Raw genomic sequence first — 13,837 nt, forward strand, 5'->3', positions numbered from 1 at the left:
AACCTGTGCGATGCCAACAATAGGGCGTAATCACCCATAGTGATGTGGAGTGTACGGTGCGGATACCCACCCGAACCCTGGTCACGGCCTGCGTGCTCTCGGTGGCGCTGCTGGCCGCCGGCTGCGCGGGGGCCGGTGTCAAGCAGACCCGGGTGGGCGATCTGGTCTTCCTCCAAGCCGTCGGGGAGCGGGGGCCCGGGCCCTTCACCGACTCCGCGGCGACCGGCCCCGCCGCCTCCGAGTCCCCCCGGATCGGCGCCAAGATGTCCGCCGGTGAGCTGGCGGCGCCCCTGCGCGCGGCCCGCACCGTGTCCGGGGCGACCCCCGGTCTGTACCGGGGCACCCCGCGCGTCGCCCGCTGCGATGTCGAGCGGCACATCCGCTACCTGGCCGCGGACCCGGCCAGGGCGGACGCCTTCGCCGGGGTCGTCGGGGTACGGCGGGCGGCGCTCCCCGCCTACTTGCGCGGCCTGACCCCGGTCGTGCTCGGCGCCGACACCCGCGTCACCAACCACGCCTACCAGGGCCGCCGGGCGGACGACTACCAGGCCGTGCTCCAGGCGGGCACCGCCGTCCTGGTGGACGACCGGGGCCTGCCGCGGGTGCGCTGCGTCTGCGGGAACCCGCTCGCACCGCCCGCGCCGACCCGCGGCGGAGCCAGCGCGCGGGGCACACCGTGGCCCGGGTACCGGCCGAACAAGGTGATCGTGGTCAGCCCGGCGCCCCGGGCCGTCACCAGCCTCACCCTCGTCGACTCCGGGCACCGCACCTGGACCGAACGCCGGACCGGCCACGACGTCGGCCGGGACCGCGTCGTCGCCCCGCCCGCCCAGGCCACCATCAGCCCGTCCCCGACGCCCCGCACGAACCCGGAACGGACGGCCCCGCCCACCCCGGCGGCCCCGCCCCCGACGCCCACGGCCCCGCCCGCCGCCCGCGCTCCCGGGGCTCCCGGGACGCCCCGCGCGCACGGGACGTTGAGCGCGGCCGACGTGTCCGGCGTGCCCGGCGGGTCCGAAGCCCCGGGTCTCCCCGCGGCCGACGGCGCCTGAGCGTGGGCCCCTCTCGCCCGCGGCCCGGCCGGCGAGTCGAAGAATCGGCCGGATCCTGGCAAGGTGGCCCCATGGCCGATCGGGGTGCGAGCGCCCTGTCACTCCCGGGGGACCGGCCCGTCCGCCCGGACCCGGTCCTCGCGCTCAACGGCATGGGCAGCTTCGACTGGGACCTGGACGCCGGTCTGTTCCATCTGGACGCCCAGGCCTTCGAGGTGCTCGACCTGCCGCCCGAGGAGTACGACGGGCGCCTGGACACCCTGAACGCCCTCCGGGTGCCCCCGCCGGAGGCCGCCCGGCTCGACGCGACCGTCGCCCGGGCGATCAAGGACGGCAGCGACCACTACAGCGCCTACTTCCGCATCCGCTGCCGCGACGGCACCATGCGCTGGACCCACACCCGGGGCCGCCTGCGCCGCGACGACTCCGGCCGCCCGCACCGCGTCGTCGGCATCCTCCGCGACGCCACCGAGGAACTCGCCGACAGCACGGCACGCAGCCTCCGCGCCGCCCAGGACGAGGCGTTCCGGCAGCAGACCGGCGTCGTCCAGGTCATCTCCGCAGCCCTCGCGCACGCCCGCAGCGTCCAGGACGTCATCGACGTGCTCAAGGACACCCACGGCGTCCGTCACCTGGGCGCGACCAGCCTGGTGATGGGCCTGGTGGAGGCCGGCCGGATCCGGCTGGTGGCCGAGGGCCCCGCGGGCAGCTTCGTCCCCGGCACCCGGGTCACCCGGATCGACGAGCCGTACCCGATGAGCGAGGTCGTACGCACCCTCAGCCCCCGGTTCATCGAGTCACCGGAGGAGTTCGCCGCGCACTACCCCATCCTGTGGCCGCACCTCACCGGCCTGCGCATCACCTCGGCCGCCTACCTCCCGCTGATCGCCCAGGCCCGCCCGATCGGCGCGATGGGCCTGCTCTACGACGACCGGCGCGGCTTCTCCGCCGAGGAACGCGCCGTCCTCGTCGCCCTCGGCAGCAGCATCGCGCAGAGCCTGATGCGGGCCATGCTCTTCGAGCAGGAGAAGGACCTCGCCCAGGGCCTCCAGCAGGCCATGCTGCCCCGCTCCATCCCCAGCGTGCGCGGCGCCGACATCGCGGTGCGCTACCGCTCGGCCGCCCTGGGCCGGGACATCGGCGGCGACTGGTACGACCTGATCCCGCTGCCCGGGGACACCCCCTCGGGGGGAGGCCGGGTCGGCGCGGTCATCGGGGACGTCCAGGGCCACGACACGCACGCCGCCGCCGTCATGGGCCAGCTGCGGATCGTGCTGCGCGCCTACGCCGCCGAGGGCCACACCCCGGCCACCGTGATGGCCCGGGCCTCCGTCTTCCTGCACGAACTCGACACCGACCGGTTCGCCACCTGCCTGTACGCCGAGACCGACCTGACCACCGGGGTCGTCCAGATGGTCCGCGCCGGGCACATCGACCCGCTGCTGCGCCACCGCGACGGCCGCTGCACCCGCGTCCCCGTCGAGGGCGGGCTGCCGCTCGGCCTGTCCGCCGAGTTCGGGCGGCTGGAGTACCCCGTCGCCACCCTGGAGCTCGACCCCGGCAGCACGCTGCTGCTGTGCACCGACGGACTGGTGGAACTGCCCGGCACCGATCTGGACGACGGCATGTCCGGCCTCATGGGGCTCGTGTGCGAGGGGCCCGCCGAGGTGGAGGCCCTCGCCGACCGGCTGATCCAGGCGGCCGAGGAACGCGGCGGCGAAGACGACGTGGCACTGCTCCTGCTGCGCCGCCGCACCCCGCGGGCCGCCCGGCCCGGCCGCCGGCTCCGCCAGCACGTGGCGGCCGGCGATCCGGAGGCCCTCGCCCAGGCCCGGCATCTGATCCGCGCCGCCGTCCGGACCTGGGGCGCCCGTGCGCCGGCCGACGAGATCGAGCTGGTGGCCGACGAGCTGATCACCAACGCCCTGCTGCACACCGGGGGCTCCGCGATCGTCACCGTACGGGTGCTGGAGGGCTCCGAGCGCCGGCTGCGCATCGAGGTCGAGGACTGCTCCAGCGCCCTGCCGCGGCGCCGTGACGCGGGCGAGAGCGGTGTGTTCGGCCGCGGCCTGCTCCTGGTGGAGCGGCTCGCCGACGCCTGGGGCGTCCAGGCGCGGGGCTCCGGCAAGGCGGTGTGGTGCGAGTTCCGGCTGCCGTAGCGACCGCGCCCGGCGGTGACGCGGCGTTGTCGGTGCCGGATGGCACCCTGTACGTATGCCCGAATTGCCCGAGGTGGAAGCGCTGACGGACTTCCTGACCGAGCACCTGGCCGGCCGCCGGGTGGCGAGGCTGCTGCCGGTCGCCGTCAGCGTGCTGAAGACGTACGACCCGCCGCCCGGCGCGGTCGAGGGCGCCGAGGTGACGGCCGTACGCCGGCACGGCAAGTTCCTGGACGTCGAGACGGACGGCGGCCTGCACCTGGTCGTCCACTTGGCCAGGGCGGGCTGGCTCCAGTGGCGGGACCGGCTGCCGGACGGCCCGCCCAGGCCCGGCAAGGGCCCGCTGGCACTGCGCGTGGCGCTGGAGAACGGCGAGGGCTTCGACCTGACCGAGGCCGGCACCCAGAAACGCCTCGCCGTGTACGTGGTCCGTGACCCCGCCGAGGTGCCGGGCATCGCCCGCCTCGGCCCGGACCCGCTCGCCGAGGACTTCACCGAGGACCGCTTCGCCGCCCTGCTCCGAGGCGAACGGCGGCAGCTGAAGGGCGCCCTGCGCGACCAGTCGCTGATCGCGGGCGTAGGCAACGCCTACAGCGACGAGATCCTGCACGCCGCGCGGATGTCCCCGTTCAAGCTCGCGGCCTCCCTCACCCCGGAGGAGACCCACCGGCTCTACGCGGCGCTGCGCGGCACGCTCGGCGAGGCGGTCGAGCGGGCCCGGGGAATGGCGGCGGGCCGCCTGAAGGCGGAGAAGAAGGGCGGTCTGCGCGTCCACGGCCGCACCGGTGAACCCTGCCCCGGTGTGCGGCGACACCATCCGCGAGGTCTCCTTCAGCGACTCCTCGCTCCAGTACTGCCCGACCTGCCAGACGGGCGGGAAGCCGCTGGCCGACCGCAGGCTGTCCCGGCTGCTGAAGTGAGGCCGGCGGCGCGCCCCGTCACCGCCCCGGGACCGTGACCAGCACCTTCCCCTCCGCCGTGCGGACCTCGTAGCGGGCGATCCGGTCCGGGCGCAGCGCCGTGGCCGCCAGCGCGGTCGTCGGCCCACCGCCCGCGCCCGGGCCGGTCCAGCCGGCGACGACCTGTTCGGTGCCGTCCCGGCCGACCGCGACCAGCCGGCAGGTGCGCGGCGGCCCGGCACCGCCGGCGACCTCCACGCGCAGCTCGCCGCCCCACTCCCTGTCCGCCGAGGTGACCCGCGCCCACACCCCGGTACGCGGATCGGTGGCCGAGGCGGCCCGGGTGGCCCGCGTGTCCGGCGGCTCCGGGTGTCCGGCGAACGCCACGATCCCCGGGCCGGCCACGGCCAGCACCACCGAGGCGGCCAGCCCGTACCCGAGCCGCCGGCGGCGCACCCGGCGATGGTGCGCCAGCTCGCCGAGCAGCCGGTCCAGCAGCCGGGGCCCGGGCTGGGCCAGGGGGTGCACGAACGGCGCGGTGGCCCGGCGGTAGAGCATCAGCTGGCGGGTGGTGGGCCCGAACCCGGTCACGTGGGCCGCGCACCGGGGGCAGTCCATGAGGTGGTCCTCGAAGCGGAAGGCCTCCGCCTCGTCCAGCACGCCGAGCGCGTACGCGCCGGCGTCGCGGTGCCGTTCCAGGGACCTCATGCCGAATCCTCGTGCCGATGGGTGCGGGCGGAATTGCTCCTTGCCCCCACCCGTACGCGGCGGAGCACCGGATCGCTCAAGGCACGCACACAATCGTGACCAAGGGAGGCGCAGCGGCCCGGCCCGTGGACCGGTGCGCGACGCGGAGGACGCCGAAGGGACGGGCGGAGGATCTCAGAAGAGGTGGATCGCGAGGTGCCCGAGCGGCAGCCCCAGCCGCCAGGCCGGTGTCCACACCTTCGGCCCGTCGTCCTCCCCGAACACCGGACCGCCGCCCGGCACCGCGTCCAGGTCCGGCGCGAGCAGCTCGGTCTCCTCCAGCCAGCGCCAGGCGTCGGCGGCCAGCGCCAGATCCGGGCAGGGAGCCCCGGAGCCGGCCGCCCGCTCGGTCCGCTCGGCCATGCGCGCCCGCACCCAGTCCCGCCACGGCTGGTCGTAGGCGGTCAGCGCCAGCCAGTTCTCCAGCTGGGAGATCACCCGGATGCCGGACAGCTCCCCGTCGGTGTCGGACAGGAAGACGGTCAGCGCCAGCGCGTCCCGGCCGGCCCGGAACTCGAAGGACGTCGGCGGCATCAGATCGCCGGTGCGCAGCAGCTCGTCGGCGATGTACTCGGCGTACAACCAGGCCATCGGGACGGCCAGTTCACCGCCGCCGGCGCCGTCCGTGCTCTCGTGACCTCTGTGCAGCATCCCTTCCTGCCCTTCCTCCGGTGCGTACGCGTCGCCCGAACCCCCGGGCCCGGACCCCCGTCCGGAACGCGGATGAGGACAGCCCATGCCCGAACGGGGGCCGCGGCAAGGCGCTTTACCGAGGTTTGACCAGCCTTCCGGTTTCACCGCAGGTCGGCCGCGTAACCCGGGAGGACCCCGCGCAGGGCGCGCAGCGCGTAGTACGCGCGGGACTTCACGGTACCCGGTGGGATCCCCAGCGCCTCGGCCGCTTCCGCCACACTGGCCCCACGGAAATACACGAGTACGAGCACGTCACGGTGGGCGGGAGTGAGTGTCTTCACAGCCTCCCGGACATCGAGCATCGCCGCGGCCCGCTCGGCGTGATCGGCGGTCACCCGCGCGTTCTCGGGGACCTCGTCGCCGGTCTCGGGCGGCCGGGCCCGCCGCGCCCGGCGGGCGTCGATCGCCAGGCGCCGCGCCACGGTCAGCAGCCAGGGCCGTACCGAGTCGAAGTCGTCGGCGTGCAGCGCCTCCGGATGCTGCCAGGCGCGCACCAGGGTCTCCTGGACGAGGTCCTCGGCGCGCTGGCGGTCTCCGTCGCACAGCCTGAGCAGCAGGGCGAACAGCGGGCCGCCGTGCTCGCGCTGGAGCGCGGCCAGCTCGTGCTCGGCGGTCGTCGTCCCGTGGGTGAGTGAGGTTCCGGCCGTCATGGCCGTATGGCAGCGCAGGCCGCGTCCGGCGGACAGGGGGCGGACCGGGTTGTGCGACGGACGGTCGATCGCGTCGGCGAACGGTCGGCCGGGCGGTGCCCGGGACGCCGGCCGGGCGGTGCCCGGGACACCGGACGGGCTAACGACGCCACCCGGGCTGTTTATCCGACGCATCAGATTCATACCCATATGCCCGTCACGGCTTCGTCTGTCCACACGACGACTCTGGGGTGAGTTGATGATCGGACGCACCAAGCAGGTGGCGCTGGTCCTGACCGCCGTCCTCGCGGCCGGGGCGGCCTGCCGGAACCAGTACCGGGAAGCCGGCACACCGGGACACGCGGCACCCCCGGCGTCCCCGGCGCCCGCCGCGGCCGGCCCCTTCACCCTGGTCGCCTCCGGGGACATCCTGCCGCACGCCACCGTCCTCGAACGGGCCGCCTACGACGGTGGCGGCGACGGCTACGACTTCCGTCCCATGCTCTCCGCCGTCCAACCGGTCGTCTCCGGCGCCGACCTGGCGCTGTGTCACCTCGCCACCGGCTACGGCACCGAGGGCGACCCCACCGGCGGGCCCCCGCTCACCGCCCCGCCGCGGCTCGCCGAGGACCTCGCCGCCACCGGTTACGACGGCTGCTCCACCGCCTCCGCGCACGCCCTGGACGACGGTGCCGCCGGCGTCGGACGCACCCTGGACGCCCTGGACCGGGCCGGGCTGCGGCACACCGGGACCGCCCGCAGCGAGACCGAGGCCCGCTCGGTCGCGCTCCACCGGGCCGGCGGCGCCCGGGTCGCCCACCTGTCGTACACCTCCGCCACCGGCCACCCGCCGCCGGACGACCAGCCCTGGGCGGTCAACCTGATCGACGCCGACCGCATCATCGCCGACGCCCGCGCCGCCCGGCGGGGCGGCGCCGACGTGGTCGTGGTCTCCCTGGACTGGGGCACCGAGGGCCAGGACGCACCCGACCGGCTCCAGCTCACCCTCGCCGGACGCCTCACCGCCTCGGCCACGGACGGCCACCCGGACATCGACCTGATCCTCGGCACCTCCGCGCACGTCCCCCAGGCGTACGAGAAGGTCAACGGGACCTGGGTGGTCTACGGACTGGGCGACCAGATCGCCGGGCCGCTGCGCGACCAGCGGGGCGCCCAGGACCCGCGCGGCAACGAGTCCACGCTCGGCCGCTTCACCTTCGCCCCGCCGGACCGGCCGGGCGGACCCTGGCGGGTGGTACGGGCCGAGTTCGTTCCGCAGGTGTACGACCTCGACGCCGGCCGGGTGGTCGAGCTGGGCCGGGCCATCGCCCAGGGCGCCGAACTGGAAGGGGCCCGCGACCGGATCCGGGACGTGGTCCTCAGCCGGGGGGCGGGCCAGGACGGCCTGGTCATGGCCGAGTGATCAGTCGCCGGTCCGCCTGGTGGCCAGCGCCGAACGCCGGTAGGAGTAGCCGAAGTAGACGACACAGCCGAGCGCGAACCAGATCGCGAACCGCACCCAGGTCTGCCACTGCAGGAACGTGATCAGCCAGACGGAGAAGAGCACCCCCAGCGCGGGCACGACCGGCATCCCCGGCGTGCGGAAGGTGCGCGGCAGGTCCGGCTGCCGGTAGCGCAGCACGATCACCGCCGCGCACACCACCACGAACGCCAGCAGGATGCCGATGTTGGTCAGCTCGGCCGCCTCGGCGATCGGGACGAAGCCGGCGATGGCCGCGGACGCCGCCCCGACGATCCAGGTCACCCGGGTCGGCACGTGCCGCGTCGGGTGGGTCTTGGCGAACCACGTGGGCAGCAGGCCGTCCCGGGACATCGAGTACCACACGCGGGTCACACCCAGCATGAACGTGAACATCACCGTGAGGATGCCGATGATCGCCCCGACCGCGATCACGTCCGCCAGCGCGCCGAGACCCACCGACTTGAACGCCGTGGAGAAGCCGCTCTCCTTGTCGATCTCCTTGTAGTTCTGCATGCCCGTCAGCACCAGACAGGCCGCCACGTACAGCACCATCGAGATGACCAGCGAGTAGATGATCGCCTTCGGCATGTGCCGCTGGGCGTCCTTGGACTCCTCGGCCGCCGTCGACATCGCGTCGTAGCCGAACACCGCGAAGAACACCGTGGCCGCGCCCGTGAACGCCCCGCCGATCCCGTACGGGAAGAACGGGTGGTAGTTCCCGGTGTCGATGTGGAACACGCCCACCCCGATCACCAGCAGCACCACCAGCACCTTCAGGGCGACCACGAACGTCTCGAACCGGGCCGCGCTGCGGATGCCCAGGTTCAGCAGCCAGGCGATGAGCAGGCACAGCACGGCCGCGAACAGGTCGACCCGGTGCCCGCCGCCGGTGCCGGGCGCGCCCAGCATCCACTGCGGCAGATCGGCGCCCATCTCCTTGACCAGGAAGCCGAAGTAGCCGGAGATGCCGATGGCCACCACGGACACGATCGCCGTGTACTCCAGCAGCAGGTCCCAGCCGATGAACCAGCCCGCGAACTCGCCGAGCACCGCGTACCCGTAGGTGTAGGCCGACCCCGCCTTCGGGATCATCCCGGCGAACTCGGCGTACGACAGTGCCGCGCAGGCGCTCGCCGCACCGGCGATGAGGAAGGACACCAGCACCGCGGGCCCGGCCGTGCCGTTGGCCACCGTGCCGGCCAGTGTGAACACGCCCGCGCCGATGATGCCGCCCACCCCGATCGCGGTGAGCTGCCACAGCCCCAGCGACCTCTCCAGCCGGGTGCCCTCGCCGACCTCCGTCTCCTCGATGTGCTCGATGGGTTTGCGGCGGAGAATCCCCTGGCCCGCGCGGAGCCTGCCCATACGTCTCACCCCTTCGCCCACGCCAACGGCTGACGGCGGATCATGATGTCTCAGCACCGCCGCCCAGGGAAGACGCCACGCACGGCCCGGGGAGCCGTCCGGGTACCGGCCGGGTCCGTCTCCGCGCCCGCCGCTACGGGCCGTAGCGCCGCCGGTGGCCTACGGTACGACCGTCACCGGCCAGCGGCCCGCCTTCACCAGACGGACCGCCACCGAACCGATGATCCGGTGGCCGGCCTGCTCCGACGCGCCCACCACCACCGCGTCCGCCTTCAGTTCGTCCGCGGCCTTCACCAGCCCGCCGTAGGGGTCGCCGCGGAAGGTGTGGAACTCCCAGCGCACCTCGAATATCCCCTTGACCCGCTCGGCCGCCTCCCGGATCTGCGTGATCAGGTCCTCGGCGATCTCGTCGGTCGTGTCGGCCACCGGCGCCCCGAGCGCCGCGCCCGCCGCGAGGACCGGCTGCACGTACACCACGGCCAGCAGCGCGTGCTGGCGCCGGGCCAGGCCGCCGGCGTACGCGGCGGCGCGCAACGAGGAGTCCGAGCCGTCCACGCCGACGACGATGACCTTCGGGCCGTCCGTGCCCCGCTCGAACGTGTGCGCGGGCTGTTCGTGCTGTTCCGTCACGCCCCGAGGCTAGCGGAATCCACGCTTCCCCCGCAGGGCAGGGGCCCGCCGCCGGGCGCGGTACGCGTTCGCCGGGGGAGGAGGTTGCTGCGGAAGCGTCCGTCCGCTCCGCTGTCCGGGTGCATTACCGCGCCGCACCGACGGCGTTGCGGTGCGGCGGAGTCCGGCCGGGCGACTGATGGGTCATGCAGAAGGATCAGTTGTTCACGCGGCGCCGGATGCTCCTCGCCGGTGTCGCCGCGCTCGGTTCGGCGGGCACCGCGGGAGCCGTCCTGGTGAGCGACGGCGAGGAGACCGTCCGGGCCGCCGCGGCCCCCGCCCCCGTCCCCGCACCCGGTCCCCAGGCCCGCCCGGCCCTGGGTCCCTCCGCCTTCCGGCTCCAGCCGCTCACCGGATACGGACCACCGCGCACCCCGCCCCGCAAGCTCAAGGTGCGCGACGAACCCATCCTGCGGATCGACGGCCGCGGCCGGCGCATGGTGCTGACCTTCGACGACGGCCCCCACCCGGACTACACCCCGCACATCCTCGACACCCTCGCCCGGCACCGGGTCCGGGCCATGTTCTTCGTCTGCGGGGAGTGTGTCGTGGACAACAGGGAACTGCTGGCCCGGATGGCCGAGGAGGGCCATGTCGTCGGCAACCACACCTGGACCCACCCGCTGCTGACGACCCTCGGCCGCAAGGAGATCCGCTCCGAGATGGAGCGCACCAGCGACATCATCGAGGACACCTACGGCGACCGCCCCCAGTGGTTCCGCGCGCCCTACGGCGCCTGGAACCGGGCCACGTTCCAGCTCGGCGCCGAGCTGGGCATGGAGCCGATGGCCTGGACCGTGGACACCACCGACTGGATGGAGCCCGGCACCGACACCATCGTCGACCAGGTGGAGAGCGGCGCCGCCCCCGGCGTCGTGGTGCTCTCCCACGACGCCGGGGGCGACCGTTCGCAGACCGTCCGCGCGATCCGTGAATGGCTGCCCCGTCTGCTCGACTCCGGCTATCGGCTCACCGTGCCGCGCCGGCGGGTGTGAGGACTCCCCGGGCCGCTCCCCGGTCCGCTCCTCGGTTCAGACGACCGCGGCCAGGCGGGCGAAGACGACGACGTTGCCGTCGTAGCCGTTCTGCTTCGAGAAGCCGCCCCCGCAGGTGATGACCCGCAGTTCCGGGGTGCCCTTGGAGCCGTAGACCCGGTCGCCGGGGAAGGCGTTCTTCGCGAACACCTCGACGCCGTAGACCTCGAACACGGCGGTCTTGCCGTCCTGGCGCAGGACCTCGACCTGGTTGCCCTTCCGCACCGCCCCGAGGCCGTAGAACACGGCGGGGCCCTGCTTGTTGTCGACATGGCCGACGATGACCGCGGTGCCCTTCTCCCCGGGGGACACCGCACCGGTGAACCAGCCGGCCTGGCCGGGGTTCTCCGGCGGCGGCGCGGCGACCCAGCCCTCCGGGTCCAGCCCGACCTGTACGACGGGCGCGTCCACCCGGATCGCCGGGATCCGCACCCGTCGTACGGGGGAGAACGGCAGCGCGGCGGGCGCGGGCGCCAGGGCGCCGAGGGTGGCGTGGGCGTCCGGGGCCGCCGCGGAGGCGGGCTGCGGCGGTCCGGCGTCGAACTCGCCGGAGCCGTTGCGGATGAGGGCCAGACCGGTCAGCAGCACCAGCGCTATCACGCCCCACGGGGCGCGCCTCTTCCGCCGTTCCTCCTCTTCGGCAAGCAAGGCCAGCTTGGACGCAGACATTCGCCATCCCCTCTCGACGCGGTCGCGCCACGTCCCTCGCGCATGGGAAAACGCTAAGTCCCGCGCGGACGGCGGGCGACGGGGCGATCGGCGAACGGGTGGCCGGCCGCACGCTCGGTGAGCCATCCGAGTTGCCGTCCACAGGAATTTTCTGACGGTCCGTGACCTGCGGCAATATCCGATTGTGTGGTGATACGCCGGTGTGTCGGCTCACCAGGACGGACCATTCTCGACATGCGGGCGTGTTCCGCGCGCCCGAGGGTCGTCCCGGGAGGTGCTTCTCGCCGATCCACCGGGGACGGGACCCGGTGACCTCCCGCGGAGGAACACATGCGCAACCAACGTGCCCTGGCGGCGGCGTGCACCACGGTCGCCGTCCTCGGGCTCGCCGTCCCCGTGGCCGTCGCGGACGGCATGGGCAACGGGGGCGGGCCGAGCGGCACCGACACCACAGTCATCGTCCCCGGCACCGGCAACATCGGCACCTTCAACGGCAACGGAGTCTTCCCCGGGAACGGCAACGTCAACGGCAATGGCCATTTCAACGGCAACGGCAACGGGAACGGAAACGGAAACGGGAACTTCAACGGAAACGGCAACGGGAACGGCCGCGGCGGTGAGGGCAACGGGCGCGGAGGCGAGGGGAACGGGCGCGGGGGCGAGGGCAACGGGCACGGCGGAGAGGGCAACGGGCGGGGCGGAGAGGGCGGCTTCGGCAACGGCCGCGGCGGGGAAGGCGGGGGCAACGGCCGCGGGGGCGAGGGCAACGGGCGTGGCGGCGAGGGCTTCGGCGACCGGGGAGGCGACTTCGGGCACGGGAACGGCGGCGAGGGCCGTGACGACGGCTTCGGCAACTCGCGCGACGACATCTTCGTCACGCCCGACGCGCTGCCGGCCGGGGGCCGCCTCACCATCATCGTGAACGGCTGCCGGGGCGGCACCGCGAGCTCCGAGGCCTTCGGCACCATCCGGCTGGAATCGTTCCGCGACGACACCGCGCGGGGCGTCGCCTTCGTCGACCGCGCCGCCCGCCGCGGCCGGTACGACGTCACCGTCCGCTGCGACGGCCGCACCCTGACCCGCCGGGACGCCTTCACCGTGCTCGGCGGTGTCAACGGCGGTCTCGGCGGCAGCCGGACCGGCGGCGCGACGCCCACCGACACGGCCATCGGCGGCGGTCTGGTGGCCACGGCCCTGGTCGGCGGGGGCGCCTTCTGGCTGCGCCGCCGGCACGCGAAGGGGGCCTGAGCCCACGGTGTGCCACGGAGGCCGTCGGGGCCGGCGCGACCGTCCCCGCGCCGGGTACCCCCAGGACGACGGGTCTCCGCCCCGGCTCCGCGCTGCGCGGGGAAGCGGGGGCGAAGGCCCGTCGTGGCCGGAAGTCAGCCGCCGGCGCCCGGGAACATGGTGAGGAACGGCTCCGCGGTCACCGCGATGCCCCGGCTGTACGGCGCGTCGAAGTCCCAGATGAGGAACAGCATGAAGGCGATGGTCGCGGAGAACAGCCCGGCCAGCACCAACTCCCGCCCGGTGCGCCGGATCTGGAGCGCGAACACCATGCCGATGGTGATCAGCCCGCCGGTGATCAGACCCCACCACACGACCGGCGGCATGGTGACCCCGGTGGCGTCGGCGCGCGCGTTGCGCGCCTGGTCGGCGGCGGCCATCTGGTCCAGCAGCGGCTGGTAGGCCTGCGCCTCGAAGTCGTTCCCCGGCCGGTAGTCGGTGACGTCCGCCCGGACGCGGCCCAGCAGTTCGCCGCCGCGCTCGGTGACCTGCTGCTCGTCCGCCATCCGCCGCCACTCCGTGTGGACGACGTACCCGACGTAGGCGTCCACGTCCGCGCGGATCCGGTCCCGGACCTCCGGCGGGTACACGCGCACCCGCTCCGAGATCTCGTGCAGTGCCTGCGCCTCCGCCTGCACATGGTCCTGCGCGGCGCTGCGGGCCTCCCACACGCCCGCGATGGCCAGGCCCAGGACGATGGCGTAGATGACGCCGATCCACATCGTCATGTACTCGATGACGTCGGGGGTCTCGCTGGGATCCTCGTCCTCGGAGGCCGTCCGCTGCCGCACCAGTGTGATGACGACCACCACGGCACAGGCCCCCGCCATCGCGAGGACGAGAACAAGCCAATCCGACAACTGGTGCCTCCAGGAGTGAGGGGCCGGCGCGTCAGCGCGGCCGCAGGGCGGCGACGGCCACGATCGCCGGGACGGTGATGAGCAGGACGTAGGTGACGGGGGTGGTGTGCCGGCGCGCCGGACGGCGGACGGTGTGCGGGTGGTACACCGGGTAGCTCACGGGGGACGCGGAGGGCCGCGGGGTGGGCGTGGGCGTGGATTGCGGCGGGGGTTCGGGGGGCCGGGTGGGTGCGGGGTGCGGGTGACGGGGGTGGGTGTGGGCCGGGGTGCCGGGGTGCCGGGGCGGGTCGG

13 protein-coding genes and 1 pseudogene are annotated in these 13,837 nt (G+C 74.2%); 6 read left to right on the top strand and 8 right to left on the bottom strand.

What is annotated here, in order from left to right; all coding sequences use genetic code 11:
* Window positions 1–56 precede the first annotated feature (56 nt).
* From HB370_RS34825 to HB370_RS34835, 3 genes and pseudogenes are all read left to right on the top strand, one after another.
* On the top strand, window positions 57–1,052 hold the full coding sequence (locus tag HB370_RS34825) for a DUF6777 domain-containing protein (RefSeq protein ID WP_051815897.1): 996 nt from the start codon (window positions 57–59) through the stop codon (window positions 1,050–1,052).
* 71 nt (window positions 1,053–1,123) lie between these two features.
* The gene (locus HB370_RS34830) at window positions 1,124–3,211 is read left to right on the top strand and encodes a SpoIIE family protein phosphatase (protein ID WP_030786486.1); all 2,088 of its coding nucleotides are present in this window, start codon (window positions 1,124–1,126) and stop codon (window positions 3,209–3,211) included.
* Window positions 3,212–3,266: 55 nt separating this feature from the next.
* A pseudogene (locus HB370_RS34835) lies at window positions 3,267–4,131 on the top strand (DNA-formamidopyrimidine glycosylase family protein).
* Between the two features lie 18 nt (window positions 4,132–4,149).
* On the opposite strand, the gene HB370_RS34840 reads toward HB370_RS34835, so the two are convergent.
* The 3 genes from HB370_RS34840 to HB370_RS34850 form a co-directional block, all read right to left on the bottom strand.
* The gene (locus HB370_RS34840) at window positions 4,150–4,818 is read right to left on the bottom strand and encodes a zf-HC2 domain-containing protein (protein ID WP_030786483.1); all 669 of its coding nucleotides are present in this window, start codon (window positions 4,816–4,818) and stop codon (window positions 4,150–4,152) included.
* A 174-nt stretch (window positions 4,819–4,992) separates the two neighbouring features.
* Window positions 4,993–5,508 (bottom strand): hypothetical protein, encoded by a 516-nt coding sequence (locus HB370_RS34845; protein ID WP_030786481.1) that lies wholly within the window; start codon window positions 5,506–5,508, stop codon window positions 4,993–4,995.
* Window positions 5,509–5,651: 143 nt separating this feature from the next.
* Complete coding sequence (locus HB370_RS34850) at window positions 5,652–6,200, bottom strand: sigma-70 family RNA polymerase sigma factor (protein WP_030786479.1); 549 nt, start codon at window positions 6,198–6,200, stop codon at window positions 5,652–5,654.
* 238 nt (window positions 6,201–6,438) lie between these two features.
* On the opposite strand from HB370_RS34850, the gene HB370_RS34855 reads away from it, so the two are divergent.
* On the top strand, window positions 6,439–7,602 hold the full coding sequence (locus HB370_RS34855; RefSeq protein ID WP_030786477.1) for a CapA family protein: 1,164 nt from the start codon (window positions 6,439–6,441) through the stop codon (window positions 7,600–7,602).
* Here HB370_RS34855 and HB370_RS34860 read toward each other — a convergent pair whose 3' ends face one another.
* Together HB370_RS34860 and HB370_RS34865 are read right to left on the bottom strand one after the other, a co-directional pair.
* A complete protein-coding gene (locus HB370_RS34860; protein WP_030786475.1) occupies window positions 7,603–9,027 on the bottom strand; it encodes an amino acid permease in 1,425 nt (474 codons plus the stop codon).
* A gap of 159 nt (window positions 9,028–9,186) precedes the next feature.
* On the bottom strand, window positions 9,187–9,657 hold the full coding sequence (locus tag HB370_RS34865; RefSeq protein WP_030786473.1) for a universal stress protein: 471 nt from the start codon (window positions 9,655–9,657) through the stop codon (window positions 9,187–9,189).
* A gap of 185 nt (window positions 9,658–9,842) precedes the next feature.
* Here HB370_RS34865 and HB370_RS34870 point away from each other — a divergent pair, with 185 nt between their 5' ends.
* A complete protein-coding gene (locus HB370_RS34870; RefSeq protein WP_030786469.1) occupies window positions 9,843–10,691 on the top strand; it encodes a polysaccharide deacetylase family protein in 849 nt (282 codons plus the stop codon).
* Between the two features lie 36 nt (window positions 10,692–10,727).
* Here HB370_RS34870 and HB370_RS34875 read toward each other — a convergent pair whose 3' ends face one another.
* Complete coding sequence (locus HB370_RS34875) at window positions 10,728–11,399, bottom strand: class F sortase (RefSeq protein WP_030786466.1); 672 nt, start codon at window positions 11,397–11,399, stop codon at window positions 10,728–10,730.
* 330 nt (window positions 11,400–11,729) lie between these two features.
* Here HB370_RS34875 and HB370_RS42750 point away from each other — a divergent pair, with 330 nt between their 5' ends.
* Window positions 11,730–12,647 (top strand): hypothetical protein, encoded by a 918-nt coding sequence (locus HB370_RS42750; RefSeq protein WP_030786463.1) that lies wholly within the window; start codon window positions 11,730–11,732, stop codon window positions 12,645–12,647.
* Window positions 12,648–12,781: 134 nt separating this feature from the next.
* On the opposite strand, the gene HB370_RS34885 is transcribed toward HB370_RS42750, so the two are convergent.
* Together HB370_RS34885 and HB370_RS42540 are read right to left on the bottom strand one after the other, a co-directional pair.
* Window positions 12,782–13,546 carry a DUF4239 domain-containing protein gene (locus tag HB370_RS34885; protein WP_078637620.1) on the bottom strand — a complete coding sequence of 255 codons (765 nt, stop codon included), beginning with the start codon at window positions 13,544–13,546 and terminating at the stop codon, window positions 12,782–12,784.
* Window positions 13,547–13,577: 31 nt separating this feature from the next.
* Complete coding sequence (locus tag HB370_RS42540; protein WP_280117772.1) at window positions 13,578–13,706, bottom strand: hypothetical protein; 129 nt, start codon at window positions 13,704–13,706, stop codon at window positions 13,578–13,580.
* Window positions 13,707–13,837: the final 131 nt, after the last annotated feature.

The sequence above is a fragment of the Streptomyces sp. DSM 40868 genome, from assembly GCF_011820545.1.
GTDB lineage: Bacteria > Actinomycetota > Actinomycetes > Streptomycetales > Streptomycetaceae > Streptomyces > Streptomyces eurythermus.

What these genes read in the sequence shown, in the direction of transcription:
- HB370_RS34830 (WP_030786486.1), top strand. Translation starts at nt 1,124, where the DNA reads ATGGCCGATCGGGGTGCGAGCGCCCTGTCACTCCCGGGGGACCGGCCC.
- HB370_RS34840 (WP_030786483.1), bottom strand. Translation starts at nt 4,818, where the DNA reads ATGAGGTCCCTGGAACGGCACCGCGACGCCGGCGCGTACGCGCTCGGC.
- HB370_RS34845 (WP_030786481.1), bottom strand. Translation starts at nt 5,508, where the DNA reads ATGCTGCACAGAGGTCACGAGAGCACGGACGGCGCCGGCGGCGGTGAA.
- HB370_RS34850 (WP_030786479.1), bottom strand. Translation starts at nt 6,200, where the DNA reads ATGACGGCCGGAACCTCACTCACCCACGGGACGACGACCGCCGAGCAC.
- HB370_RS34855 (WP_030786477.1), top strand. Translation starts at nt 6,439, where the DNA reads ATGATCGGACGCACCAAGCAGGTGGCGCTGGTCCTGACCGCCGTCCTC.
- HB370_RS34860 (WP_030786475.1), bottom strand. Translation starts at nt 9,027, where the DNA reads ATGGGCAGGCTCCGCGCGGGCCAGGGGATTCTCCGCCGCAAACCCATC.
- HB370_RS34870 (WP_030786469.1), top strand. Translation starts at nt 9,843, where the DNA reads ATGCAGAAGGATCAGTTGTTCACGCGGCGCCGGATGCTCCTCGCCGGT.
- HB370_RS34875 (WP_030786466.1), bottom strand. Translation starts at nt 11,399, where the DNA reads ATGTCTGCGTCCAAGCTGGCCTTGCTTGCCGAAGAGGAGGAACGGCGG.
- HB370_RS42750 (WP_030786463.1), top strand. Translation starts at nt 11,730, where the DNA reads ATGCGCAACCAACGTGCCCTGGCGGCGGCGTGCACCACGGTCGCCGTC.